The sequence below is a fragment of the Nonomuraea cypriaca genome (assembly GCF_015645445.1).
GTDB classification, from domain to species: Bacteria; Actinomycetota; Actinomycetes; order Streptosporangiales; family Streptosporangiaceae; genus Nonomuraea; species Nonomuraea cypriaca.
In genome coordinates this window covers 1-25525 of sequence record NZ_JADOGI010000093.1, presented here as the reverse complement: position 1 = coordinate 25525, position 25525 = coordinate 1, and the positions used below count along the sequence as shown (strand labels likewise).

The 25525-nt window shown below is 72.9% G+C and carries 21 protein-coding genes; 12 read left to right on the top strand and 9 right to left on the bottom strand.

Features of this window, described 5'->3' with window-relative positions; translation table 11 throughout:
- Positions 1-116: 116 nt before the first annotated feature.
- The 3 genes from ITP53_RS27985 to ITP53_RS27975 form a co-directional block, all read right to left on the bottom strand.
- Positions 117-1478, bottom strand: coding sequence for an RNA polymerase sigma factor (locus tag ITP53_RS27985; RefSeq protein WP_236051242.1), 1362 nt, complete (start codon positions 1476-1478; stop codon positions 117-119).
- Positions 1479-1657: 179 nt separating this feature from the next.
- Entirely contained in the window at positions 1658-2011 is a 354-nt protein-coding gene (locus tag ITP53_RS27980) for a hypothetical protein (RefSeq protein ID WP_195898439.1), read from the bottom strand.
- A gap of 43 nt (positions 2012-2054) precedes the next feature.
- The gene (locus ITP53_RS27975; RefSeq protein ID WP_195898438.1) at positions 2055-3239 is read right to left on the bottom strand and encodes an AMP-binding protein; all 1185 of its coding nucleotides are present in this window, start codon (positions 3237-3239) and stop codon (positions 2055-2057) included.
- An 81-nt stretch (positions 3240-3320) separates the two neighbouring features.
- Between ITP53_RS27975 and ITP53_RS27970 the strand changes: the two genes are divergently transcribed.
- Together ITP53_RS27970 and menD are read left to right on the top strand one after the other, a co-directional pair.
- Entirely contained in the window at positions 3321-4214 is an 894-nt protein-coding gene (locus ITP53_RS27970; RefSeq protein WP_207756511.1) for an o-succinylbenzoate synthase, read from the top strand.
- Positions 4211-5872 carry a 2-succinyl-5-enolpyruvyl-6-hydroxy-3-cyclohexene-1-carboxylic-acid synthase gene (gene menD, locus ITP53_RS27965; protein ID WP_195898437.1) on the top strand — a complete coding sequence of 554 codons (1662 nt, stop codon included), beginning with the start codon at positions 4211-4213 and terminating at the stop codon, positions 5870-5872. Before ITP53_RS27970 ends, menD begins: the two co-directional genes overlap by 4 nt.
- A 57-nt stretch (positions 5873-5929) precedes the next feature.
- On the opposite strand, the gene ITP53_RS27960 is transcribed toward menD, so the two are convergent.
- Both ITP53_RS27960 and ITP53_RS27955 read right to left on the bottom strand, forming a co-directional pair.
- On the bottom strand, positions 5930-6832 hold the full coding sequence (locus ITP53_RS27960) for a 5'-3' exonuclease (RefSeq protein WP_195898455.1): 903 nt from the start codon (positions 6830-6832) through the stop codon (positions 5930-5932).
- 87 nt (positions 6833-6919) lie between these two features.
- The gene (locus tag ITP53_RS27955) at positions 6920-8143 is read right to left on the bottom strand and encodes a PP2C family protein-serine/threonine phosphatase (RefSeq protein WP_195898436.1); all 1224 of its coding nucleotides are present in this window, start codon (positions 8141-8143) and stop codon (positions 6920-6922) included.
- Between the two features lie 157 nt (positions 8144-8300).
- Here ITP53_RS27955 and ITP53_RS27950 point away from each other — a divergent pair, with 157 nt between their 5' ends.
- A complete protein-coding gene (locus ITP53_RS27950) occupies positions 8301-9395 on the top strand; it encodes a M24 family metallopeptidase (RefSeq protein ID WP_195898454.1) in 1095 nt (364 codons plus the stop codon).
- Positions 9396-9417: 22 nt separating this feature from the next.
- Positions 9418-10176: a protein phosphatase 2C domain-containing protein gene (locus tag ITP53_RS27945; protein WP_195898435.1), complete on the top strand. Its 759-nt coding sequence runs from the start codon at positions 9418-9420 to the stop codon at positions 10174-10176.
- Between the two features lie 178 nt (positions 10177-10354).
- Here ITP53_RS27945 and ITP53_RS27940 read toward each other — a convergent pair whose 3' ends face one another.
- From ITP53_RS27940 to ITP53_RS27930, 3 genes are all read right to left on the bottom strand, one after another.
- The gene (locus tag ITP53_RS27940) at positions 10355-10816 is read right to left on the bottom strand and encodes a hypothetical protein (RefSeq protein ID WP_195898434.1); all 462 of its coding nucleotides are present in this window, start codon (positions 10814-10816) and stop codon (positions 10355-10357) included.
- Positions 10817-10822: 6 nt separating this feature from the next.
- The gene (locus ITP53_RS27935; RefSeq protein WP_195898433.1) at positions 10823-11404 is read right to left on the bottom strand and encodes an RNA polymerase sigma factor; all 582 of its coding nucleotides are present in this window, start codon (positions 11402-11404) and stop codon (positions 10823-10825) included.
- Between the two features lie 73 nt (positions 11405-11477).
- A complete protein-coding gene (locus ITP53_RS27930) occupies positions 11478-12824 on the bottom strand; it encodes a S8/S53 family peptidase (protein ID WP_195898432.1) in 1347 nt (448 codons plus the stop codon).
- 97 nt (positions 12825-12921) lie between these two features.
- Here ITP53_RS27930 and ITP53_RS60460 point away from each other — a divergent pair, with 97 nt between their 5' ends.
- The 7 genes from ITP53_RS60460 (at position 12922) to ITP53_RS60455 (ending at position 21138) form a co-directional block, all read left to right on the top strand.
- The gene (locus tag ITP53_RS60460; RefSeq protein WP_195898431.1) at positions 12922-15588 is read left to right on the top strand and encodes a CHAT domain-containing protein; all 2667 of its coding nucleotides are present in this window, start codon (positions 12922-12924) and stop codon (positions 15586-15588) included.
- A gap of 125 nt (positions 15589-15713) precedes the next feature.
- Complete coding sequence (locus ITP53_RS27920; RefSeq protein ID WP_195898430.1) at positions 15714-16580, top strand: terpene synthase family protein; 867 nt, start codon at positions 15714-15716, stop codon at positions 16578-16580.
- A gap of 257 nt (positions 16581-16837) precedes the next feature.
- Positions 16838-17431 carry a GTP-binding protein gene (locus tag ITP53_RS27915; RefSeq protein ID WP_195898429.1) on the top strand — a complete coding sequence of 198 codons (594 nt, stop codon included), beginning with the start codon at positions 16838-16840 and terminating at the stop codon, positions 17429-17431.
- Between the two features lie 23 nt (positions 17432-17454).
- Entirely contained in the window at positions 17455-17931 is a 477-nt protein-coding gene (locus ITP53_RS27910) for an Lrp/AsnC family transcriptional regulator (RefSeq protein WP_195898428.1), read from the top strand.
- A 71-nt stretch (positions 17932-18002) separates the two neighbouring features.
- Positions 18003-19322 (top strand): glycosyltransferase 87 family protein, encoded by a 1320-nt coding sequence (locus tag ITP53_RS27905; protein ID WP_195898427.1) that lies wholly within the window; start codon positions 18003-18005, stop codon positions 19320-19322.
- Entirely contained in the window at positions 19319-20443 is a 1125-nt protein-coding gene (locus ITP53_RS27900) for an L-talarate/galactarate dehydratase (protein WP_195898426.1), read from the top strand. Before ITP53_RS27905 ends, ITP53_RS27900 begins: the two co-directional genes overlap by 4 nt.
- Entirely contained in the window at positions 20440-21138 is a 699-nt protein-coding gene (locus ITP53_RS60455) for a FadR/GntR family transcriptional regulator (RefSeq protein ID WP_195898425.1), read from the top strand. Before ITP53_RS27900 ends, ITP53_RS60455 begins: the two co-directional genes overlap by 4 nt.
- Here the strand turns inward: ITP53_RS60455 and ITP53_RS27890 are convergent.
- On the bottom strand, positions 21114-22349 hold the full coding sequence (locus ITP53_RS27890) for an ROK family transcriptional regulator (protein WP_195898424.1): 1236 nt from the start codon (positions 22347-22349) through the stop codon (positions 21114-21116). The genes ITP53_RS60455 and ITP53_RS27890 overlap by 25 nt on opposite strands.
- 344 nt (positions 22350-22693) lie before the next feature.
- Between ITP53_RS27890 and ITP53_RS27885 the strand changes: the two genes are divergently transcribed.
- Positions 22694-24859: a HelD family protein gene (locus tag ITP53_RS27885; protein WP_236051244.1), complete on the top strand. Its 2166-nt coding sequence runs from the start codon at positions 22694-22696 to the stop codon at positions 24857-24859.
- The last annotated feature ends 666 nt before the right edge of the window (positions 24860-25525 follow it).

Here is a 25525-nt window from a genome sequence, read left to right as displayed (position 1 = left end):
CCCGCCGGACGCTTTGCCGAAAAACGCCGACCGCATGGAGCGCTTTTTGCGGGTGTGCGCCATTTACGTGACAAGCCCCGGCACGTCCTGCGCCGGGGCTTACGGTCAGCGTAGGGTCAGCTGGCCCAGTCGAGCAGCGGGCGGGTGTTGCTCGGGTGGCGCAGCTTGGACAGCGACTCCTTCTCCAGCTGGCGGATCCGCTCCCTGGTGAGCCCCAGGTACTTGCCGATCTCGTCCAGGGTGTGCGGCTTGCCGTCCACCAGGCCGAAGCGCAGAGCCATGATCTTGGACTCGCGCGGCGAGAGGTTCTCGAGCACGCCGCGCAGCTGGTCGCCCAGCAGTTGGCGGTCGACGATCTCCGACGCCTCCGGCGAGTCGACGTCCTCGATGAGGTCGCCGATCGTGGTCTCCCCGTCCTCGCCGATCGTCGCGTTGAGCGAGATCGGCTGGCGGCTGGTGCGCAGCAGCTCCTCGATCTGGTCCGGCGTCTTGTCGAGCTCGACGGCCAGCTCCTCGGGCGTGGGCTCGCGCCCCAGGCGCTGGTGCATGTCACGCTCCACGCGCGACAGCTTGGAGAGCAGCTCGAGCACGTGGACGGGCAGCCGGATCGTCCTGGCCGAGTCGGCGAAGCCGCGCTGGATGGCCTGCCTGATCCACCACATGGCGTACGTGGAAAACTTGAAACCCTTGGTGTAGTCGAACTTCTCCACCGCCCTGATCAGCCCCAGGTTGCCCTCCTGGACGACGTCCAGCAGGGACATGCCGCGGTCGGTGTACTTCTTGGCGACCGAGACCACCAGGCGGAGGTTGGCCTCCAGCATGTGGTCCTTGGCCTGCCGGCCGTCCTCGACGACCATGCGCAGGTCCTCCTGGGCGGAAGGCGTCAGGGCCGGCTCGGTCTCCAGTTTGTACTCGGCGTACAGGCCGGCCTCGATGCGCCTGGCCAGCTCGACCTCCTGAGCGGCGGTGAGCAGCGTGCGGCGGCCGATGGACTTGAGGTAGGTGTGCACGGAGTCGCCCATGACCGACTGCGTGTCGTCCAGGTCGCTCGACTCGGTCTCGGCGTCGTCCGCGCTGAGGGTGAGGTCGTCGGGGACGTCCTCCTCGTGCTCAGGCTTGGGCTCGGACGGTGTGACCGCCTTGACCTCGGGGCGGTCGGTCAGCGGCGTCCCGTCGGTTTTTGCCTCGGCGGCCTCGCGGCCGGTAGCCTTTCCACGCGAAGGCTTCTTCGGGGCGGCGGGCTTCTTCTGTGTGGTCTTCTTGGGGGCGGGAGCGCTGGGAGACGGTTCGTTCTCTGCGGCCAGGCTGACGCCGGCCTCGGACAGCTCACGCAGGATCGTGCGGCCTTCAGAGGGGCTGATGCCGGCCTTCGCGAACGCGTCGCGCAGCTCCGCGAGAGAAAGGTGACCCTGGACTCGCCCTCGTTCAATCAATTGGTCGAGAGTCGCGGGTGGGGTCGCCACGGCAGTTCTGGGCATGAGGACACCTCCTCCGTACGGAGTCGAAGCGATCAGGCAGGTTGTGGTGGGGCGGCTTCCTCGTCCGCACGGCACACCACCATCAATAACGTCATCGGCCGGTATTTGTTCCCGTACGGGGTGACGCGGTACGAAAAGGGGGCGGACCGCCCATAAGCGAACCGCCCCTCAGGTGGTTCTTATTCCGTCACCCCGTACTCACCGGGGGACTCACCGGGGGACTCGCCCGGGGACATCTCGCCCGGGGACATCTCGGGCATGGGCATGGGCTGGGCGTCTTCCAGGCGGCCGTCGGTCCAGTATTCGAGGACCTTGCCGGGATCGGGGTTGACCTCGGTGTACACCACGATGTCGTCGGTCGTCTCAGGATCAGGCTGCGGGCTGGATGGCGGCGCCTTCTCCACCACGGCTCTGGTCTCCTCGGCGACCTGATCGAGCTTGCCCGCCGAGGCGGCCGCCGCGACCGAGACGCCACCGGCGACGATCACGCCGACGACGGCCGCGGATGCCCACATCTTGCGGGTCTCGTCCATGAAGGTTCCCTCCTTCTCCCCACTATGACGCAGCCGCAACCCGTCAGGTTCCTGCCCTCAGGCGTACCAGGTCGGTCTTGCCGTTCGGCAGCAGCGGCAGGCCGGAGACCAGCCGCAGGCCACGTGGGGCCGCATGAAGGGGAAGCCTATCGCGGGAGTATGCCCGCAATTGGGCAAGCGTGGGTGGCGTGTCGGGGTCGGTGGGCACCACGACTGCGGTGACCAGCTCACCCCATTCGGGGTCGGGAACGCCGATCACGGCCACGTCGGCCACCTCGGGGTGCGTGCAGAGCGCCGCGACGACGGCGGCGGCCACGACCTTCTCGCCGCCGGTGTTGATGACGTCGTCGGCCCGGCCCAGGACCCGCAGGCGGCCGCCGGACAGTTCGCCGAGGTCGGAGGTGACGAACCAGCCGCCGTCGAACGTGCCCGCCGCCCCGCCCGCCGGGTCTCGGCCGATCGGGGTGGCCGGTTCGGTGAGGCGGTAGCCGGAGAACAGCACCGAGCCGGCGATCCTGATCAGCCCGTCGGCGCCGATTTTGAGATCTACACCGTAAAGGGGCCGGCCGTCGTACACGCAGCCGCCGCACGTCTCGCTCATCCCGTACGTCGTCACGACCCGGGCGCCGAGGTCACGGGCCTGCTCGACCAGCCCGGGGCGGGGGGCGGCGCCGCCGAGCACGATCGTGCGGAACACCGACAGGTCGGCCCCCAGCTCGACCAGCCGGTGCAGCTGGGTGGGGACGAGGGACACGTGGTCGGCGCCCGAGTCCAGGACCGCGGGCGGGTCGAATCCGGCGTGGATGATGGGTTCGCTCTCCGAGAGCAGCGCGCGTACGAGGACCTGGAGGCCGGAGACGTGTGAGACCGGCAGGCAGCACAGCCAGCGCTCGCCCTTGGACGCCTCCACGCGGCGCAGCGAGGCGGCCGCGGAGGCCCGCAGCGCGGTGGCGGAGAGCTGGACCCCCTTGGGAGCGCCGGTGCTGCCGCTGGTGGCGATGACGACCGCCACGCCGGGCGGCACGCCGAGGCCGCCAGGTCGCGGGACGCCGTCGACATGGGTGGGGCGCAGCGCCTCGAGGGCGGACCCCTCGTGGCCGGGGGACAGCGGGAGGACGGCGGGGCCGTCGCCGGCGAGAGCGTCACGGATCGCCGTGAACAGGGCGGGTCCCGGAGGCTGCACAATGGCATGCAGCGGGCGGTCCGGATGCGACGGGTTCCTCCACATGCTCGTAAGGTTAATGGCGACAAGGTCGGACACAGGTGCAGGAGGGTCGTGACGCGTTCTCCCGTGGTCTTCCGGATCCCGATGCGCACGCGATTTCGCGGGCAGACCCAGCGGGAAGGGGTGCTGCTGCATGGCCCGGCGGGATGGGGCGAGTTCTCCCCGTTTCCCGAGTACGGCCCGCGCGAATGCGCCCGGTGGCTCGCGTGCGCCCGTGAGGCGGCGTTCGAGGAATGGCCCGAGCCGGTGCGCGACAGCGTCCCCGTCAACGCCACCGTGCCGGCCGTGGATCCCGCGCGGGCTCACGACCTGGTGCGCCGGTCGGGGTGCGGCACGGCGAAGGTGAAGGTCGCCGAGCGGGGGCAGTCCTTCGACGACGACCTGGCCAGGGTGGAGGCCGTACGCGACGCGCTCGGCCCCGCCGGGCGGCTGCGGATCGACGCCAACGGCGCGTGGGACGTCGACGAGGCCGTGCGCAGGCTGAAGTGGCTCGACCGGTTCGACCTGGAATACGCCGAGCAGCCGTGCGCCACCCTGGAGGAGCTGGCTGCGGTGCGGCGCGCGTGCGACGTGCCGATCGCGGCCGACGAGTCGATCCGCAGGGCGGAGGATCCGCTGCGGGTGCGCGCGGCGGAGGCGGCCGACATCGCCGTGGTCAAGGTGCAGCCGCTGGGCGGGGTGCGCAACGCGCTGCGGGTCGTGGAGGCGTGCGGGTTGCCGGCCGTGGTGTCCAGCGCGGTCGAGACGTCGGTGGGGCTGGCTGCGGGGCTGGCGCTGGCCGCGGCGTTGCCGTCGCTGCCGTACGCGTGCGGGCTCGGCACGATGTCGCTGCTGTCGGGCGACGTCGTGGACGACTCGCTGGTGCCGGTGGACGGCCGGCTGACGGTCCGCCGTCCTACAGTGAATTTTCAACATCTGTCGGCATTCCAGATTGAATCCCCCCAGTGGCTTCGCCGGATGCAGGAGGCGTCACTTTGAACCCCGCGACCGCGCTGGCCACGGTCCTGATCGACGAGCTGGTGCGCTGCGGCCTGACCGACGTGGTGCTGGCGCCCGGCTCTCGGTCCGCCCCGCTGGCGCTGGCGCTGCACGCCGAGTCGCGGGTGCGGCTGCACGTGCGCGTCGACGAGCGCTCGGCGTCGTTCCTGGCGCTGGGGCTGGCCAAGCGCGCCGAGCGGCCGGTCGCGCTGATCTGCTCGTCCGGCACCGCCGCCGCCAACTTCCACCCCGCCGTGATCGAGGCGAGCGAGTCGGGCGTGCCGCTGCTGGTGCTGACCGCCGACCGCCCGCCGGAGCTGCGCGGCACCGGCGCCAACCAGACGATCGACCAGATCAAGCTGTACGGCACCGCGATCCGCTGGTTCGCCGAGGTGGGCGTGCCGGAGGACCGCCCCGGACAGGTGGCGTACTGGCGTTCGCTGGCCTGCCGCGCCTACCAGCGCGCCGCCGGCCCGGCCGGACCCGGCCCGGTGCACCTCAACCTGGCCTTCAGGGAGCCGCTGATCCCCGACGGCGACACCGGCTGGTGCGAGCCGCTCGACGGCGGGGCGAACGGCCCCTGGGTCCGCGCCCGCGTCGCGCCCCCGCCGATCGCCCTGCACATCCCGCCGACCAGGCGCGGCGTGCTCGTCGTCGGCGACGGCGCGGCCAACGTGCGCCGCTACGTGGCGGCGGCGGGCATGGCGGGCTGGCCGGTGCTCTCGGAGCCGAACGGCGGCGCCCGATACGGCGACCACGCCATCTCGGGCTACCACTACCTGCTGAGCACGCCGGAGTTCGCGGACGAGCACCGGCCCGACGTGGTGGTGACGCTCGGCCGCCCGGGATTGAGCAGGCCGTTGCTGTCGTGGCTGAAGCGCGCAGGTGAGCACATCGTGGTGGCGCCCGACCTCGACCGCTGGCCTGACCCGACCCGGTCGGCCACGCAGGTGGCGCAGGCGGTGGAGATCCCGGTCGCCTCGGGCGACGACACGTGGCTGCACACCTGGCGGCAGGCGGACCTGGCGGTCAGGGCGGCGACGGACGAGGTGCTCGACGCGTCGGGCACCAGCGAGCCGCGGCTGGCCAGGGATCTGGTGGACGCGCTGCCGAACGGCGCGCTGCTGTTCTGCGGGTCGTCGATGCCGATCAGGGACCTGGACCAGGCGATGCGGCCGCGCCGCGGCATCAGGCTGATGGCCAACCGGGGGGCCTCGGGCATCGACGGGCTGGTGTCCACCGCGATGGGGGCGGCGCTGGCGCACAACGGGCCGTCGTACGCGCTGATGGGCGACCTGTCGTTCCTGCACGACCAGAACGGGCTGATACTCGGCCCGCGTGAGCCGCGCCCCGACCTGTGCTTCGTGGTGGTGAACAACGACGGCGGCGGCATCTTCTCGCTGCTGCCCCAGGCGGCGGTCCGCGACCCGTTCGAGCGGGTCTTCGGTACGCCGCACGGGGTGGACCTCGGTTACCTGGCCGCCGCGACGGGGACGCCGTACCGGCTGGTCGAGGACGTCAGCGAGCTGCCGAAGGCGCTGCGCGGCGAGGGGCCGCGGGTGGTCGAGGTGCGTACCGACCGTGAGGAGAACGTGCTCGTGCACGGCCGTCTGCGCGACGCCGCGCAGGAGGCCGTGCGCGCGTTCCTGGCGGGTTGAAAGCGCCGGTCAGGAGTGCTGGTCAGGGGCCGTCAGCAGGCCGGTTCGGCGGGCCGGTCAGGCGGGCCGGTCGCCCAGGGCGTCGAGCAGGCGGTTGAGCGGGCTGTCCAGGCCGTAGCGGTCGGCGAGGAGCACGAGCGCCTCGGGGTCGCGCGGCTTGGCGGGCAGGGTGAGGTCGGCGGCGGGCAGCGGCGCGTCGGCGGCCACCTTGACGACGGCGGGCGCGGCGCGCAGGTAGTCGCGGGCGGCGGCGAGCCTGGTGCGGCCGCCGGCGGGGAAGCCGTCGGTGGCGCCCGCGTCCAGGGCGGTCAGCAGGGCTTCGAGCGAGCCGAAGCGGGTGATCAGGGCGGCGGCGGTCTTGTCGCCGACGCCGGCGACGCCGGGCAGCCCGTCGCTGGGGTCACCGCGCAGGGTGGCGAAGTCGGCGTACGAGCGGCCGGGGACGCCGTATTTGGCGGTGACGAACGCCTCGTCCACGACCTGCAGGTTGCGGATGCCGCGAGCGGTGTAGAGGACGCGCACCGGGCGGGCGTCGTCGACGAGCTGGAACAGATCGCGGTCGCCGGTGACGATGTCGACCGCGCCGGCGGCCTGGTGGGTCAGCGTGCCGATCACGTCGTCGGCCTCGTAGCCCGGCGACTCCAGGCGGGCGATGCCGACGGCGTCGAGCACCTGCTCGATGACGGCGATCTGCGGCACGAGCGCGTCGGGCACCACCTCGGTGTTCCCGTGGGCGACGCGGTGCGCCTTGTACGTGGGGATCGCCGCCACGCGGAAGGCGGGCCGCCAGTCGGCGTCCATGGTGGCCGCCAGCGCGGTGGGGGAGTGGCCGCGGACCAGGGTGGCGATCATGTCGATGAGGCCGCGTACCGCGTTGACCGGCGACCCGTCTGGAGCCTTGATCGACTCCGGGATGCCGAAGAAGGCGCGGAAGTAGAGGGACGGGGTGTCGAGAAGCATCAGCACCAGTCCATGGTGACACCGCTCGGGGGGTGCCCGGCGGTTACGCGTCGCCCTGGGCCGGGATGGCCACGGCCGGCCCGGCGGTCACGCGTCGCCCTGGACCGGGCCCTGGGTGGGGATGGCCACGGCCAGCAGGCACGCGTCGTCCTCCGGGTTGGGGCCGCCGATGCCGGCGAGGAGGCGGTCGAGCCCGGCGTCCAGATCGGGGCCCGGCACGTCGCGGGCGGCGGCCAGGGCCAGGTCGAGGCCGGCGTCGATGTCGCGGGTCCGCCGCTCGACGAGCCCGTCGGTGAACATCAGCAGCACGTCGCCCGGCAGCAGCCGGGTGGTGGCCAGCTCGTACGGGCGGCCGGCGGCGGCGCCGAGCAGCACGCCCCTGGGCTGGGCGAGCTGGGTGGCGACGCCGTCGCGGACCAGGATGGGCGCGAGGTTGCCGGCCTGGCTCCAGGCCAGGACGCGGGTCTCCGGGTCCAGGTGGCCGATGATCGCGGTGGCGGTCACGTCCTTGAACTGGTGCGCGACGAGCTCGTTCAGCCAGGCCAGCAACTGGTTGGCGGGGCGGCCGGTCATGGTGAGGCCGACGAGGGCGTGGCGGAGCTGGGCCATGTGGGCGATCGCGGGCAGTCCGTGGCCGGAGACGTCGCCGATGGCCAGCAGCAGGCGGCCGTCGGGGCTGGGGGCCGCCTCGAACCAGTCGCCGCCCAGGTTGGCGGTCTTCTCGGCGGGGACGTACCGCACCGCGATCGTGGTGTGGGGCAGGACGGGACGGCCGGCGGGCTCGGGCAGGATGGCCTCGCGCAGGGCGAGCATGACGTGGCGTTCCTCGGCGGCCTGCTCGCGGGCTTCGAGCAGCTGGCGGCGCGACTCGCAGACCATGCGCTCGGCGCGGCGGCGGCCGGTGATGTCCTGGATGACGCCGTGCAGGCCGACCGGGTCGCCGGAGGCCATCAGCGGGGCGAGCACGACGCGCAGATCGCGCAGCTCCCCGGCGCCCACGCCGCGGCGGATGCGGAACTCGGCCTGTACGGGCTCCAGCCCCCGCGTGGCGGTACGCAGCAGCCGGTCGAGGGCGCCGACGTCGGAGGGGTCGACGTGCCCGGCCAGTTCGGGCAGCGGGATGGGACCCGCGGCCGGGTCGCGGCCGAAGATCGTGTACACCTGGTCGGACCAGACCGTCTCGCCGGTGTGGTGGTGCCACTCCGCCCATCCCATGTTGCCGAGCCGCTGGGCGTGCGCCAGCCGCACGGCCAGCATCTCCTCGTCGCTCTCGGGTCCGAGCAGCTCGGCCGCGCCGATGACGTCGACCATGGACTCACCTCGAAGTCAGGTGGAACAGGACAATTGACCCCACACTACGTGATCGGAGTGGAACGGAGTGTAGGGATGGGTTGCCGCGTTGTGAGAGCTTTTCGCGGATTTTAGGAGGCGGGGTCCGAGTAGATTATGGGCTGTGACGTCCTCAGACTTGTATCCCGTGTCCCGACTGGCCGCCGTGCAGGAGGCCACCGCCAAGGCCGGCCTTGACGCCCTGCTGCTCACGCCCGGCCCCGATCTGCGTTACGTGAGCGGCTACGAGGCCAAGCCGTCGGAGCGGCTGACGTGTCTCGTGGTGCCCGCCTCGGGGGAGCCGTACCTGATGGTGCCGCGCCTGGAGGTGCCGGGGGCGCAGGCCTCGCCGGCCGCGCGGCTCGGGCTGGAGTTCGCGGGGTGGGACGAGACCGACGACCCGTACGCGATCGCGGCGGCGCGGCTCGGGCGGGTCGGCCGGGTCGGGCTGGCCGACCGGATGTGGGCCATGTCGTCCCTGCGGTTCCGCGAGGTGCTGCCGGACGCCGAGCAGGTGCTGGCCGGCAGTGTGCTGGGGGAGCTGCGGATGCGCAAGTCCCCGGCCGAGGTGGCTGCCCTGCGCGCGGCGGGGGAGGCGATCGACTCCGTGCACCGGCGGGTGCCGGAGTTCCTGCGGGCCGGGCGCACCGAGCGCGAGGTGGGCAGGGACATCGCCGAGGCGATCCTGGCGTCCGGGCACGAGACGGTCGACTTCGTGATCGTCGCCTCCGGTCCCAACGGCGCCAGCCCGCACCACGGCGTGTCCGACCGGGTGATCCAGGCGGGCGAGCCGGTCGTCGTCGACATCGGCGGCCGGCTGCCCACCGGCTACTGCTCCGACTCCACGCGCACGTACAGCGTGGGGGAGCCGCCCGCCGAGTTCGCGGCCTCCTACGAGGTGCTGCGCCGCGCGCAGGAGGCCGCGTGCGCGGCGGTGCGGCCGGGTGTGCCGTGCGAGTCGATCGACGCGACCGCGCGCGACATCATCGCCGAGGCGGGCCACGGCGACCACTTCATCCATAGGACCGGGCACGGGATCGGGCTCGAGACGCACGAGGAGCCCTACATCGTCTCGGGCAACGGTGCGCCGATGGAGCCCGGGTTCGCCTTCTCCGTGGAGCCGGGCATCTACCTGCCTGGGCGGCACGGCGCCAGGATCGAGGACATCCTGGTGTGCACGGACAGCGGCGGCGAGCGGCTCAACGACACCCCACGCGAGCTGGTGATCGTCTAAGGCGCGCGGGCCTGGCACGGTCATGTTCGCGCAGATCACGTACGCCACCGAGGCCGGGTCCGAGCGGCCCAACGAGGACCTGGTGATCGCCGGGCCCTCGTGGGCCGTCGTGCTCGACGGGGCCACGCCGGCGGCCGGCGTGGACAGCGGGTGCGCGCACGACGTGCCGTGGCTGGTGGGGCGGCTCGGGGGTGAGCTGGCGGCCAGGCTGTCCCGCGACGACCGCACGCCGCTGGCGGGCGTCCTCGAGGCGGCCATCTCGGCGACGGCGGCGGCGCATGCGGACACCTGCGATCTGGCCAATCCGGACTCGCCGTCCTCGACCGTGGCGCTCGTCCGCGGCGCGCGCGGGCGCGTGGAGTATCTCGTGCTCGGGGACTCGCCGGTCGTGTTCGCGCTGGCCGGGGGCGGGGTGGAGGTCGTCTCCGACGATCGGCTCGAACGCCTGCCCGGCGGGCGTCCTTACGCACTGGAGCTGGTCCGGCGGACGCGCAACACGCCCGGCGGGTTCTGGGTGGCCGCGGCGCGGCCCGAGGCGGCGGGTCAGGCGGTGTGCGGGGCGGTGGAGGCCCGGCGCGTGCGCGCGGTCGCGCCGGTCACCGACGGGGTGGCGCGGCTCGTCGACTGGTACGCCTGGAGCTGGGCCGACGTCGTCGCGGCGCTGGACGCGTACGGGCCGGTCCACGTGATCAGGGCGGTCAGGGAGCTGGAGAAGGAACGGGGGCCGGTGCGCGGGAAGCGGCACGACGACGCCACGGCCGTCTGGTGCCTGCTGCGCTGAGGCGCGGATTCGCAGCTGTGTTGTAGCCGGGTTGTATCAGACGTACCCTCCCGCGCTCTTGTGAGGTGAGGGGCGGCGATCCGCGGTTCACGCCGGGCTCGCCCCACCGTGCGTGGCCGCGCCGGAGCACGTCCTCAGCGGGGGCGACGTGATCCGTGCGGCCGAGCTCGCGGGCGGGTCAGATCCGGATCCAGGAGGTCACCACCGGTGCCCTGTGCTCCGGGCTGACCCGCAGCCGCAGCGGCCCGGGAGACAGCTCGCCCGTGGTGAACCGGCCCAGCTCGTCCGCGCGCAACCGGGTCCCGCCGTCGCGCCGCTGGACCTCGATCGCGGCAGGCCCGCCGGACAGCCGCCCCACCAGCCGCCGGTCGGCGACCTCCAGCTCCACCACCAGCTCGCCCGCGGTGAACGTGAGCAGCCGCGCCCGCCCGCCCCGCACCCGGGTGGCCGTCGCCTCGTCCCACGAGTCGAACGTCAGCTCGGCCAGCTCCGCGTCCAGCGTCCTGAGCGAGTACGCCAGCATCGCCTCGTCGAACAACCCGGCCGGGACCGGATCGAGCTGCTCCGCGATCGCACGGAGCCTCTCCTCCAGCTCCATGCCCTCGTCGTCATGGTCGCCATGGTGATCCATGTCCGTCACCGCCCATCACCCCCGGATGCCGCTGACCCCGCGCCGGTCGATCAGGTCGCCCAGCCTTTTCAGGCATCGCCCCCGGTTGGGGCCGATGCTGCCGACCGGCATGTCCAGCCCGTCCGCGATCTCCTGGTAGCTCGGCCGCGGCGAGGCGATGAGGATACGCAGCAGCCGCCTGCACCGGTCGGGCAGCTCCTGGAACGCCTCCCACACCGCCTGCTCGCGCTTCGCCCGCTCCTCGGCCTCCTCCGACTGCAGCAGGAGCAGCTCGGGCGAGCGTTCGTCGATGTCCAGGCCGAGCAGTTCGATGTCGCCGACGGGCACCGACCTGCCGCTGGTGCGCAGGACCCGCAACGCCTCGTGCCTGGCCGTGCTGGCCAGCCACGCGCCCGCCTTACCCGGGTCCCTGAGCGTGGTCAGGTGCTCGGAGAAGCGGAACCACGTCGTCTGGCACACGTCCTGGGCGTCGGAGGCGTTCATCAGATGGCTCCGCGCCACGGACCACACCAGGCCGCTGAAGCGCTGGTAGAGCTGCTTCCACGCACCCCAGTCCCCGTCCGCGGCCGCCGCGACGAGGGCAGCGGTGTCGTCCACGGATGTCTCTTCCTCTTGTCGGGCGGGAAGGACATGATATTTCGTGAACCGCGCCCAGGCACCGAAGTCGACATCATCCGAGGAAACCGCTCAAATCCGGAACCGCCAGCAGCCCCGACATCAGCTGCGCGGCGGCCACGCGGGAGGACACCTGCTCCTGCGACATGCGGGCCGCGACCAGTCCGGCGACGATCGGCGTGGCGAACGACGTGCCGCTCCACGTCGCCAGGCCGGTGAAGGTCGCCTTGTCGCCGTCCTGCAGCGACGCCACGCACGTGCAGGCCGGGTAGAGGGGCGGGTCGGAGAAGCGGCAGGTGGTGCGGTGCGGGTAGCCGTACTGGTACGGGCCGGAGGTGAAGGCGTTGACCAGCCGCTCGCCCGGGGCGTACACCTTCACCCAGTCGCCGTGGTTGCTGAAGCAGGCCCGGCCCTGGCCGTCCTCGCGCAGCGCGCCCACCGAGACCACCACGTCGCCGGAGGCGTTGACCGGCTCCGCGGCGTACGCGGCCGGCCAGAACGGCAGCGTCTCGCCGTCGTTGCCGGCCGCCGCCACCAGCAGCGTCTCCGGGTGCGCGGCCAGCTCGTCCATGAAGTCGGCCAGGCCGAGCAGCACGCCGGCGTCGTTGCTCCTGGTGCCGGCCGACAGGGAGATGATGTCCGGCCAGCCGTGCTCCTCCATGGCCTGGAGCAGGATCAGGCCCAGCTCGTCCTCCATGGCGGCGCCGCCGTACGGGAAGGCGTTGTGGACGCGTACGGTGGCGGCCGGGGCCACGCAGCGCAGGACGCCGGCGATGAACGTGCCGTGGCCGACGTACGGCTTGATGAGGCCGTCGGCGTCGAGTTCGTCGCCGGGAGCGGTGACGTCGCCCTGGACCATCGGGATGTTCGGGATGCCCGAGTTCGCGGCCAGCCACTGGTGGTCGAGGTAGTCGTGGACGAGGCCGGTGTCGAGGACGGCGACGGTCGTGTTCGAGCCCCGGTCGCGGCCGGACACCGGCGGGATGAGCGGCCCGGAGCTCGGGACCGGCTCGTCGCCCGGGCACAGGTTGACGCCGGCGACCGTGAGGAAGTGGACCAGGCTCGCCTTGATGTTCTCGCCGGTCAGGAGCTCGACGGTCTGGCAGACGTCCCTGGAGCCGACGGAGAGCCTGCGTACGGAGACGCGCTCCCTGTCCGCGGCCGGCGGCCAGGCCACGGTGACCGCGCCGGCGCCGGGCTGGAGGCGCTCGACCGCGGCGACGGCCCGCTCAGCGTCCCGCGCGCTCACCAGGATGTGGCCGTCGAGGTAGGCGAACCTCGGCTGCACCTCCGAGGAGAGCTCGGCGGCGCCATTGGGGCCCGCCGCTGCCCGGGTGCCGTCCGGCAGGGCCTCGTTGAGTATCTCCAGCTGTTCCCAGAAGCGGGCGTCCGGTGCGGTCATGCTTCCGTCCCTCCTCGCGGTTACGTGTGTATGAGCGGCCAGAGGGCCGGCTGATACAGCATGGACGCCCGGAGTGCGCGGCTTCTACCATCGACTCGTGTCCGGGGAAGATCCGCATGACCTCCTCGCCCTGGTCTTCGCCAGGCCCCAGGAGGCGCTGAGCGCGGCCAGAGCCGTGCTCGCCGACGGCCCCGGCCCCTACGAGTCGTCGATCGCCAGGCAGGCGCTCGGCATCCTGCATCGGGAGTTCGGGGACCTCGGGACCGCCATCGGCGAGCTGCGCCAGGCCGTACGCCTGGCGCGCCGGGCCGGTTCGGCCGACCGCGAGTCCGACGTGCTGGCCACGCTCGGCATCGCGCTGCTGCACGACGGCAGGACCCGCTCGGGGCTGACCGCCCTCGACTCCGCCGCGGCGCGGGCCAACGGCACGACGCGGGCGCGGGTGCTGTTCAGGCGGGCCGGGGCGCACTGGATCCTGGGGCGGCACCAGGAGGCGCTCGGCGACCTGCGGCGTTCGGTGCCCACCCTGCTGGCGGCCCATGACACCGTGTGGGCGGCGCGGGCGCTCACCCTGCGCGGGCATGTCAACCTCGCGCTGGGGGCGGTGGCGCTGGGGGAGGCCGACTTCCGTACGGCGGAGCGCATGCTGGGCACCACCCGGCAGGAGCACGACCTGGCGGTGGCCGTGCAGAACCGGGGGCTCGCGGCCTTCAGGACCGGTGACCTGCCGGCCTCCCTGGACCTGCTCGACGAGGCTGAGAGGCGCTTTCGCGAGCTGGGGACGCCGATGTTCGACCTGGTGGCCGACCGGTGCTCGGTGCTGCTCGCGGCGGGCCTCGCCCGGGACGCGCTGGAGCAGGCCGACGGGGCGCTGCGGTTGCTGGCCCGGCTGCGCGGGCAGTCCACGCGGCGGGCCGAGCTGCTGCTCATCGCCGCCAGGGCCGCCCTGCTCGCCGCCGACCCGGTCACGGCGCGCGCCCGCGCCGCCGAGGCCCGCCGCCTGTTCGCCGGGCAGCGCCGCGTCTGGTGGGCCGAGCACGCCCGCCTGATCCTCCTCCAAGCCGAGCACGCCACCCTGCCGCCACCCGTCACGTCCGGGCCTGCGGGCGGCGTGCCCGCGTGGGACGGGGACGGGCCGGACGGGAAGGACGCGGTGGCCGCGTGCCGCAAGGTGCTGGCGGAGGCGCAGCGGCTGGCCGGGCGGTTGAGCGAGCTGGGTTCGCCCGAGGTGTGGCAGGCGCATCTGCTGGCCGGGCGTACCGCGCTGACCCTGGGCCGGGCGGCCGTGGCCGAGCGGCACCTGTCCAGGGCGGCGGCGGCCAGGCGCAAGGGGCCGGCCACGTCCAGGGCGGGCGGGTGGCTGGCCGAGGCGCTCAGGGCCGAGGCCGCGGGACAGCCGCGGCGGCTGCTGCGGGCGTGCGACGCCGGGCTGGCGCTGCTCGAGGAGCACCGGCTCACGTTCGGCTCGTCGGAGCTGCGCGCCCTGGCCACCGCGCAGGGCGCCGAGCTGGCGAGCCTGGCCCAGCGCCACCTCCTGCGCTCGGGCCGTCCCCGCCGCCTGCTGGCGTGGACGGAGCGGTGGCGGGCCACGGCGCTCGCCGTGCCCGCCGTACGCCCGCCGGAGGACGAGGAACTGCTGGCCCGGCTGGCGGCCCTGCGCCAGGCCGAGCACCTGCTGTCCGAGGCCCGCTCGGACGGCGCCGCCGCGGCGGCCGCGCTCGAACGCGACAGAAGCCGCCTGGAGTCGCAGGTACGCGCCAAGACGCTGCGCATGCGCGGCCAGGGTGAGAGCGGGGAGCGCGACGACCGCGTGGAGCGGCTGCTGGCGGCGCTCGGCGGCGGGCGGCTGGCCGAGCTGGTGGTGATCGACGGCACGCTGCACATCCTGCTCTGCGGCGACGGCACGGTGCGCCGTCATCGGGCCGGCCCGGTCGCGAACGCCGCGGCGGAGGTCGAGTTCGCCCGCTCCAGGCTCCGCCGCCTGGCCTACGAACGCCACCCCGACCAGCGCGAGCTGCGCGAACTCGGCGCCCGGCTCGAAGCCGCCGTCCTCGGCCCCGTCGCCGCCAGGCTCGGCGATGGACCGCTCGTGGTGGTGCCCCCGAGCACCCTGCACACCACCCCCTGGGGTCTGCTGCCCGCCCTGCGCCGCAGGCCGTTCACCGTCGCGCCGTCCGCCGGTGCCTGGCTGCGCGCCCGTGCCGCGCCCCGTCCCGGGAGCGACCGCGTCGTCCTCGTACGCGGCCCCGGCGTCGCCAACGCCGACACCGAGATCCGCGACATCGCCCGCCTGTACGACCCCCCGCGGGGGCAGGAGGAGCGGGCCGTGGTGTTCTCCGGTGGGCGGGCCACCGCGGCCGGCGTGCTGGCGGCGATCGACGGTTGCCTGCTCGCCCATCTGGCCGCGCACGGCACGTTCAGGGCCGACAGCCCGCTGTTCTCCTCGCTGCACCTCGACGACGGCCCCCTGACCGGATACGACCTGGAACGCCTGCGCCACGCCCCCTACCGGCTCGTCCTGTCCAGCTGCGACTCCGGCCAGATGGCCGCCGTCGGCGCCGACGAGCTGCTGGGCCTGGCCACCGCCCTGCTGCACCTCGGCACCGCCGGCATCGTCGCGAGCGTCGTCCCCGTGAACGACGAGACGGCCGTGCCGGTGATGGTCCGGTTGCACGACGGGCTGCGCAGGGGGCTGACGCTGGCCGAGGCGTTGTGCGAGGCGAGGGGGGACGACGTGTCGTTCATAGCCATCGGAGCGGGCTGATCGGCCACGCTGCTGATGCCTTGATCGATAGCACGCGATCATGAAACAATTCGGCTAACAGGTGCATATGTCGGGGTACTGGGGGTCGTCGCCCATGATCCGCGAGCCCATCGAGCGGCCCTAGGATGCCGGACGCCGAGCTGGCCGAGGCCTTCGAGCTCGGCAGGACGTGCGCGCTGGCCGCCGAGTGCGGCAGGGATCTGCGGCGCTGCGCCCAGATGTACGGCGGACTGTTCCCGCAGGCGGCGTTCGACGGGGAGTTCTACAACGCCCTGACCCTGAGCATGGCCTTCAGCGCCCCCTGGGCCACCGCCGACCGGCTGAAGGTCGTCAACCGCGCCGCCCTGTGGGTCATGGCCGTCGACCGGCTGGTCGACCACACCGCCACCACCCGCGAGCAGGTGAACCGCCTGACCCGCGAATGCCTGTCCGTCGCCGACGGCGCCGTGCCCCAGTCGGCGGCCACCCGCTTCCTGGCCGACCTGCGCGACGAGCTGGCCACCGTCGAGGAGTTCCGCGACCTGCGGTGGCTGTGGCGCGACCAGCTCGCCAGGATGCTCGCCGGCATGGCCAGGGCGTGGGTGTGGCGGGACACGCAGGCCGCGCCCACCCTGGCCCGCTACCTCGACAACGCCGACAGCCGCGGCTCCTGCTTCGTGGACCTGTCGCACTGGATCTACACGGCCGACGACTGGTCGAAGGCCCACCTGCGGGACCTGCGCGCCGTGAGCGGGCTGGTGCAGCGGTACCTGCATCTGCTCGGTGACGTGGCGTCGTACCGCAGGGACATGAGCTGGGGAGACCTGAACGTGCTCGCGCTCGGCGTCAGCCGCGCCGAGGTGAGGGACGCGATGGCGGAGCTGGCGGGCGAGGCGTCCCGCCTGATCGAGCCGGTACGCGCGCGCAGCCCCCGCACCGCCACCTACCTGCGAAGACAGATCGGATTCAGCGCCGGCATCAATGGCATTTCGGCCTATGGACCGGCGACTTAAAGTGCCAGTCGGATATCATGACAAGCTCGCTTGACTCTTCCACGTGAGATCGGCGAATTGAGGGGTTTGAGACCACAAACCGTGACATTTTGATTCTTGTAAAAGATTGCGGCTTGAGTGGAAAATGTGGCGTTGCTATGGTGTCTCGATGCCAGGCATGTGGATCGGCCATATCAATTCGCCTTGACAGGTACCACTGACCACGGCACCTCAGGGGTGGGGCCGCGCATGCGCGGGAGATGTACAGGCGGTGCTGGATGGAATTCGGTCGTGCTGACCGCTGGCGGCTGCCGACAGCGATCAAGATCTTGATCGCCGGGGGATTCGGCGCCGGCAAGACCACCATGGTGGGCGCCGTCTCCGAGACCCGGCCACTGCGTACGGAAGAGGCGCTCACTCAGGTCGGAAGCCACGTCGACGACCTGTCGGGCGTCGAGAGAAAGCTCACCACCACCGTGGCCATGGACTTCGGCCGCATCACGATCCGTGACGACTACATGCTCTACCTGTTCGGCACCCCGGGCCAGGAGCGGTTCTGGTTCGTGTGGGACGAGTTGGCCATGGGCGCGCTCGGCGCGGTCGTGCTGGCCGACACCCGCCGCCTGGAGGACTCCTTCCCGTCCGTCGACTACTTCGAGAAGCGCGAGCAGCCCTTCATCGTGGCGCTCAACTGCTTCGACGGCACCACGCCCTTCACGGTCGGCGAGGTGCGCTCGGCGATCGGGCTGGAACCGGACATCCCCATCGTGCGCTGCGACGCCCGCCGGCGGGACTCCGGCCGCGAGGTGCTCATCACGCTGGTGGAGCACGCGATGCGCCGGGGAGTCACCCCGGTCGGGACCATGTCGTGACCATCTACGGCTACCTTTGACCGATGGAGGAGATCGACCGCCGGATCGTCACGTTGCTGGCCCGCGACGGCCGCATGAGCTTCACCGACCTGGCCAGGGAGACCGGGCTGTCGGTCTCGGCGGTGCACCAGCGGGTGCGCCGTCTGGAAAAGCGCGGCGTCGTGCGCGGATACGCCGCGATCATCGACCACGACGCGGTGGGGCTGCCGCTGACCGCGTTCGTGTCGATCAAGCCGATCGACCCCGCCGCGCCCGACGACGCTCCTGAGCGGCTGGCCCACCTGACCGCCATCGAGGCCTGCCACAGCGTGGCCGGCGACGAGAGCTACATCCTCAAGGTACGCGTGGCCTCGCCGGTGGCCCTGGAGGACCTGCTGCAGCAGATCCGCGCCGCGGCCAACGTCTCGACCCGCACCACGGTCGTCCTCAGCACGCCGTACGAACACCGCGCCCCGGAGGTGGCCGCCGAGCCCGTCGCCGACTCCAACGGCCAGGGCTGACCTCTTACGAAGTGCGGACGTCATGCGCCGTCGCCGCCTGACACGCGTGCGGCGGTGCGACGCTGCACAGCATGAACCGCCGCACCCTCTGCGCCGCCGCCCTGATCGCCGCCCAGGTGGCCGTCCTCGCCGCCGTCTTCCTCGCGGCCCCGGCGCGGAGCGGCGCTCCGGCGGACCTGCCCTGGTGGTACGCCGCCGCCTGGGCCCTGTTCGGCGGCGCGGTGTGGGCGCTGCGCGGCGTTCCAGGGCCGGTGGCGGGGCGGCTGGTGCTGGCCGGCGGCCTGGCCGTGATCGCCACGGGACTGCTCGGCCCGCCCAGCACCAGCACCGACTCCTACCGGTACGCCTGGGACGGACGGGTCCAGTCGGCCGGCCTGTCCCCCTACGATCACGCGCCGGCCGATCCCGCCCTCGCGTCCCTGCGCGATCCCTGGCTCTTCCCCGGCTGCTCGGAAGGCCATCTCTACCCGATCGAGGGCGGGTGCACGAGGATCAACAGGCCCACCGTGCACACGATCTACCCGCCGCTGGCGGAGGCGTACTTCTGGCTGGTGGACCGGCTCTCGCCGGACGGGGCGCGGCACCGGCCGCTGCAGGTCGCGGGCGCGCTGCTGGCGGTGGGGGTCATGATCGCGCTGCTGGTCGCGTCGCGCGGGCGCGACGTGCGGGCGGCCGCGTACTGGGCGTGGTGCCCGGCCGTCCCGATGGAGGCGGTCAACAACGCCCACGTCGACATGCTCGCCGTCGCCGCCGTGGTGCTCGCGTTCACCGCCGTCAGGAACCCGCCGGCGGGTCGGGGGGCGTTGCTCGGGGCGGCGGTCGCGGTGAAGCTGGTGCCGGCGGTGGTGGTGCCCGGCGCGGTCTCCGGCGCCCTGGCGAGCGGGCGGGCGGCCCGGCGGGCGCTCTGGACGCTGCTGCCCGCCGCCCTGGTGGTGGCGCTCGCGTACGTGCCCTACGTCGTCACGTCCCGCGCCTCCGTGCTCGGCTACCTGTTCGGTTACGTGGCCGAGGAAGGCTACGACGAGGCCGGGGCGCGCGAGCGTTACGCCGTGCTGCGGCTGGTCCTGCCCGACTCCTGGGCGCCCCCGGCCGCCCTGGCCGTCCTGGCGGTGCTGCTGTTCCACGTGCTCAGGAAGGGCGACCCCGAGCGCCCGTGGCGCGGCGCGCTGCTGCTCACCGGCGCGGCGCTCCTCGTGCTCACCCCCGGTTACTCCTGGTACGCGCTGCTGGTCGTCGCCCTGGTGGCCGTGGACGGCCGGTGGGAGTGGCTCGGCGTCCCCCTGGCGGGCGCGGCGGCCTACCTCACCCCGCTGGGCACCCCTGCCTACGCCGCGGCCGCCGCGATCGTCATCTGGTGCGCGGTTGTACGACAACGTACGGTGTCATCATGATGACTTCGGCCGATCGAATCTCCCGGGTACGGCTCTCCTCCGTCTATCTCCCTCTCGGCACCCCGGTCAGCGACGCCAAGGTGCTCACCGGCAGGCAGCGGCCGATGACCGAGATCGCGTTCCTGTTCGCCGAGATCGGCACGGAGCAGGGGCACGAGGGCATCGGCTTCGGCTACTCCAAGCGCGCGGGCGGCCCGGGCCAGTACGCGCACGCCAAGGAGATCGCCGGGGACCTCCTCGGCGAGGACCCCAACGACATCGCCCGGCTGTGGGAGAAGCTGGCCTGGGCGGGCGCCTCGGTGGGCCGCAGCGGCCTGGCGGTGCAGGCCATCGCCGCCGTCGACATCGCCCTGTGGGACATGAAGGCCAAGCGGGCCGGCCTGCCGCTGGCCAAGCTGCTCGGCGCCCACCGCGACTCCGTACGCTGCTACAACACCTCGGGGGGCTTCCTGCACACCCCCGTCGAGCAGGTCATGGAGAACGCGACCGCGTCGCTGGAACGCGGCATCGCGGGCATCAAGATCAAGGTCGGCCAGCCGGACACGCGGGCGGACCTGGCCCGGGTCGAGGCGGCGCGCGAGCACCTCGGCGACGGCGTCCCGCTGATGGTCGACGCCAACCAGCAGTGGGACCGGGCGACCGCGCACCGGATGGGGCGGGCGCTGGAGGCGTACGACCTGGTGTGGATCGAGGAGCCGCTGGACGCCTACGACCACGCCGGGCACGCGGCGCTGGCGGCCGCGCTCGACACGCCGGTCGCCACCGGCGAGATGCTCACCAGCGTCGGCGAGCACGCCGAGCTGATCAGGGCGCGCGGCGCGGACGTCATCCAGCCCGACGCGCCCAGGATCGGCGGCATCACCCCGTTCCTGCGGCTGGCCGCGCTGGCGGAGCACGAGCGGCTGCAACTCGCCCCGCACTTCGCCATGGAGATCCACCTCCACCTGGCCGCCGCCTACCAGGCCGAGCCGTGGGTGGAGCACTTCGAGTGGCTGGAGCCGCTGTTCAACGAGCGGCTGGAGATCCGTGACGGCCGGATGATCGTGCCCGACCGGCCGGGGATCGGCGTGACGCTGAGCGAGCAGGCGGGCAAGTGGACCGCCGAGCGGTACACCACGTGACCAGCCGGACCCAGCGGCTCGTCGACACCCTGACGGCCCGCATCCAGGAAGGCGTGATCAGGCCGGGCGAGCGGCTGCCGACGGAGAGCGGCCTGGTGGAGACGTACGGAGTGAGCAGGACCGTCGTCCGCGAGGCCATCGCCCGGCTGAAGGCGGCCGGCCTGATCGAGACCCAGCACGGGCGCGGCAGCTTCGTGCTGGCCAGGCCGAGCACGACCGGGTTCGACCCGGCGCCGGGCACCGGGCTGCCGGACGTGCTCGACCTGCTCGACTTCCGCATGGGGGTCGAGGTGGAGGCGGCAGGGCTGGCCGCCGGGCGGCGTACGGAGGCGGCGCTGGCCGGGCTGCGTGAGGCGCTGGACCGCTTCGCGGGCGCGGCCGGGCACCCGGGCGCGGCGGTCGGCGCCGACTTCCTGTTCCACCTGCGCGTCGCGCTGGCCACCGGGAACCGGTACTTCGGCGACCTGCTCGGCTCGCTCGGCCCGGCGATGATCATCATGCCGCGTGAGCGGTTGCGCCCGGATCGGCCGGACTTCGCCAGGATCGTCACTGAGCACGAGAACATCTACGCCGCCATCGAGCGCGGGGACGCCGCAGGGGCCCGCGCCGCCGTACGCGTCCACCTGGCCAACAGCCGCGCCCGCCTGACCACGAGCCCCTCAGGAGGCCCTCAGGACGTCGCCGGCGGCTCGTAGTGCGCGCGCAGGCGGGCCGCGGCCACCGTGGAGCTGAAGACCTCCTCGCGCACGATGCCGAGGGCGAGGTGCAGCGCCCCGGCCAGCACGGGGTTGCCCGACACGGTCGACAGGCGCACGCGGGGCCGGGGGATGGTCAGCGCGTGCAGCTCGTGCTCGACCAGTTCGCGCAGGGTTTCGCCGCCCGGCAGCACGACGCCGCCGCTCAGCACGATCAGCCCGGGATCGACGACCGAGGTGATGGCGGCCAGGCCCACCGCCAGGCGGGCGGCGACATCGCGCAGCCCGGCTCTGGCGTCGCCGGCCCGCCGCCCGGTGCCGCCGGCCACGCGGACGGCGTTGGCGACGGCCTGGCGGAAGTCGGCGCCGCGCACGCCGTAGGAGCGCAGCAGCCTGAGCACGGCCGGGCCGCCGGTGAGCGCCTGCAAGCCGTGGTCGGCGTAGCGGCCGGACTCGCGGGCCGTCGGCGCGCCGGGGGCCGGCATGTAACCCACCTCGCCCGCGCCGCCCGTCGCGCCCCGGTGGAAGCGGCCGCCCAGCACCACGGCCGAGCCGATGCCCCGGTCCGCCCACAGCAGCACGAAGTCCTGGGTGCCCTGGGCGGCCCCGTGCGCCTGCTCGGCCAGGGCGACGAGGTTGACGTTGTTCTCCACGTCCACGGGCACGCCGAGCCCGGCGCTGAGGGTGGGCGCCAGGTCGGGGATCCGCCAGCCGGGTACGTCCTTGGCGGCGGCGTACCCGAGGCTGCCGGTGGAGGGGTCGATCGCGGCCTGCACCCCGATCACGACCCGCCGCAGCCCGGCCGGCGGGCCCGCGCCCCGCAGGGCGGCGCTGAGCCGGTCCACCAGCGGGCCGGCCGGGCCGCGCGGCGTGGGAAGCGTGTGCTCGCCCACGACCGTGCCGGTGATGTCGGCCACCTGGACCTCGATCCTGGCGGGGGTGACGTCGAGCGCGCCGACGTACGCCGCCGCCGGGTTGACCCGGTAGACCTCCGCCGTACGGCCGGGCGAGCCGGCCCGGACGCCGTCGAGCACCACCAGGCCGGCCTCCCGCAGCCGGACGAGGAGCTGGGACGCGGTCGGCTTGGACAGCCCGGTGAGGGCGCCGATCTCGGGACGGGTGAGCGGGCCGCGTTCGAGGAGGGCGCGCAGGGCCGCGCGATCGTTGATGGCGCGTAGCAGACTGGGGGTCCCCGGCACCGGACCGGTCACGGCGGCTCCGTCCACTGCGGTTAGGAAAGTTTCTTAACCGGTGACCATAAGAACGCGCGCGAGCGGCGGTCAAGGGCCGAAGCCAAGACGTAACCGGAGGGGTGGAACGGGGAAAGAGACGGGAGTGCCTCAACAGGCATGCTAATGTCGTCGTTTGTCGCAACAACAAGCAGAATGGCCCGGAGTGTCTCATTAACCACAATAATGGTCAGGCGGCAACGCGTCAAACCGAGCTCGCCAGGGAGCAGGCGTACGTCACCCGCCTCTACGACCGCCTCGACGCGCTGCGCGAGCGAACCCAGCGTCAGCTCAAGGAGGTGCTGGCCGCAGGCGCCGTCGGCACGATGCAGAACAGGTCTGAGCGCGACACGTTCGCCGACATGTACGCCGCCAAGCTCGCCCGCCTGTGGGCCGTGGAGCGCGGCCTGGTTTTCGGCCGGCTGGATCACGCCGACGAGGGCCGGCTCTACATCGGCAAGCTCGGCCTCAGCGACGACGACCAGCACCGCCTGCTGATCGACTGGCGCGCGCCCGTGGCGCAACCGTTCTACCGCGCCACCCCGGCCGCCCCGATGGGCGTGACCAGGCGCCGCCACCTGCAGACCAAGGGCCGCACGGTGGCCGGCGTCGACGACGACCTGCTCGACCTCGACTCGCTCAGCGACGACGACCGCGCCACACTCAACGGCGAGGCCGCGCTCCTGGCCGCGCTCGACGAGCGGCGCACCGGCCGCATGCGCGACATCGTCGCCACCATCCAGTCCGAGCAGGACCGTGTCATCCGCGGCGACCTGAACGGCGTCCTGGTCGTCCAGGGCGGCCCAGGCACCGGCAAGACCGTCGTGGCGCTGCACCGGGCCGCGTACCTGCTCTACACGCACCGGGAGCGGCTGGAGCGGCGCGGCGTGCTCATCCTCGGGCCCAACCTCACGTTTTTGCGTTACATCGAGCAGGTCCTGCCCTCGCTCGGCGAGACCGACGTGCTGCTGTCCACGGTCGGCGAGCTCTATCCCGGCGTGACCGCCACGGAACGGGACCGCCCCGAGGTGGCCGCGCTCAAGGGCGACGCGCGGATGGCCGAGGTGATCGCCAGGGCCGTACGCGACCGGCAGAAGGTGCCGCGCCAGCCCGTCGAGCTCACCGTCGGCCGCATCGGGCTCACCATCGACCGATCCATGCTGGAGTCTGCCAGGAACAAGGCCACCCGCTCGCGCCGCCCGCACAACCAGGCCCGCGCCGTGTTCGTCAGGTCGCTGCTCAACGCCCTGGCCAGGCAGCAGGCACGCAAGATCGGCAAAGGGCTCATCGACGAGGAGGAGCTGGCCGACCTGCGCGAGGAGCTGCGCACCGAGCCGGCCGTCAGGTCCGCGCTCAACCGGCTGTGGCCCTACCTGACGCCGCAGCGCCTCCTGCTCGGCCTGTACGGCTCCCAGGAGCGCCTGGCCCACGCCGCCTCTCACCTGACCCCGCGGGAGCGCGCCCTGCTGCGCCGCGACGGCGGCCCGTGGACCGAGTCCGACGTGCCACTGCTCGATGAGGCCGCCGAACTACTCGGCGAGATCGACGAGCAGGTGCTGCGCGCCAGCGCGCTGCAGGCCGAGGAGGAGCTCGCCGCCGCCAGGCAGGCGGAGGAACGCGAGCGTGAGAGCGAGCTGGCCTACGCCCGCGAGGTGCTGGAGCTGACGGGCCTGTCCGACGTCATGGAGGCCGAACGTCTCGCGGAACGCCAGCGCGGCGAGGGCCCCTACCTCACCACCGCCGAGCGCGCGGCCGCCGACCGCACCTGGGCGTACGGGCACGTGATCGTGGACGAGGCCCAGGAGCTTTCGCCGATGGCGTGGCGGGCGGTGATGCGGCGGTGCCCGACGCGGTCGATGACGATCGTCGGCGACATCGCGCAGACCGGCTCGGCGGCCGGGGCGCGCTCGTGGGAAGAGGTGCTCGACCCGTACGTCGCCGGGCGCTGGCGGCAGGCGAGGCTGACCGTCAACTACCGCACGCCGGTCGAGCTCATGGCGGTCGCCGCCCGTGTCCTGGCCACCGTCGACCCGGCCCTTGAGGCGCCGGCCTCGGTCCGTGAGCTGGGCGTGGAGCCCTGGTCGGCGCCGCTGCCCGCGCTGCCCGAGCTGGTCAAGGCCGAGGTCGGGGAGGGTGGCAAGGTCGCCGTGGTGGTGCCGGACGCGCTGCTCGGGCCGCTGGGCTCCGAGGTCGCCGCGGCCGTGGACGGCGCGGTCGTGGTCGCGCCGGGAGCCGGCCGGGCCGGGGGAGCGGCGGCCCTGGACGCGCCGGTGGCCGTGATGGGGGTGGCCGACGCGAAGGGGCTGGAGTTCGACTCGGTGATCGTGGCCGAACCCGATCTCATCGCCGCCCAGTCGCCACGAGGGCCGAGCGACCTGTACGTTGCTCTCACTCGTGCCACGCAACGGCTCGGAGTGGTCCACGACAGGCCGCTTTCTGAGGCTCTGCGGGGCTTGCCAAGCCGCTCCTCAGCCCCGGCTAATGGGCTTTGACCGGCTTTACGGCAGCCACCCGAACATGTCCTACCTGCGAAAACTTGATGTTTCTGCTGATCGGGACACGGTTGACATCTGAGGTGGAGTCGGTAGTTTGCTGCGCAGTCCAGCACGGGACTTGGCCGGTTGGCCGTCTCTGACATCGCCGGATCCTGCGTCCGTGACGGAGCGTGGCTTCGTCCACACAGCCAGGTGCAGGGCCGTCGGTCCGTCGAGTCGGGGCACCCCAACCGGGCGGGGGGTTGGACCCGGGACGGGTCCGGGAGCCCAGTAGACAACGGAATTCCGAGCTCGCCGCCGACGAGACGGGTCCGGTCCGAAGGGTTTCCGGGCCCTCTTCCCGCTCTCGTGCGCAGGACCGCCGTGCGCCGGGTGGTCCCGCCCTGTTCGCGGGATCACCCTGCCGCTTCCCGCGGTCACGCCACGTTCTTCCGCTGCGAATCCCAATTCTTCGATCTTCCTGTGCCGCGCTGGACTGAGCGCGGCCAGGGGGCGGTAGCGTTTTGCGCAAGCAGGCGTGCGATTTTCGGCGAGGAGACCCGGAGTGGTTCAGGACAGAGCGAGCCTACCGCCCACCACCGGGCGCGGTTCGGCCTCCCACACGAGCGCCCAGCCCGGCGAGAGCACCGCGCCCGACCCCACCCGACCCCTCTCACCCGACAC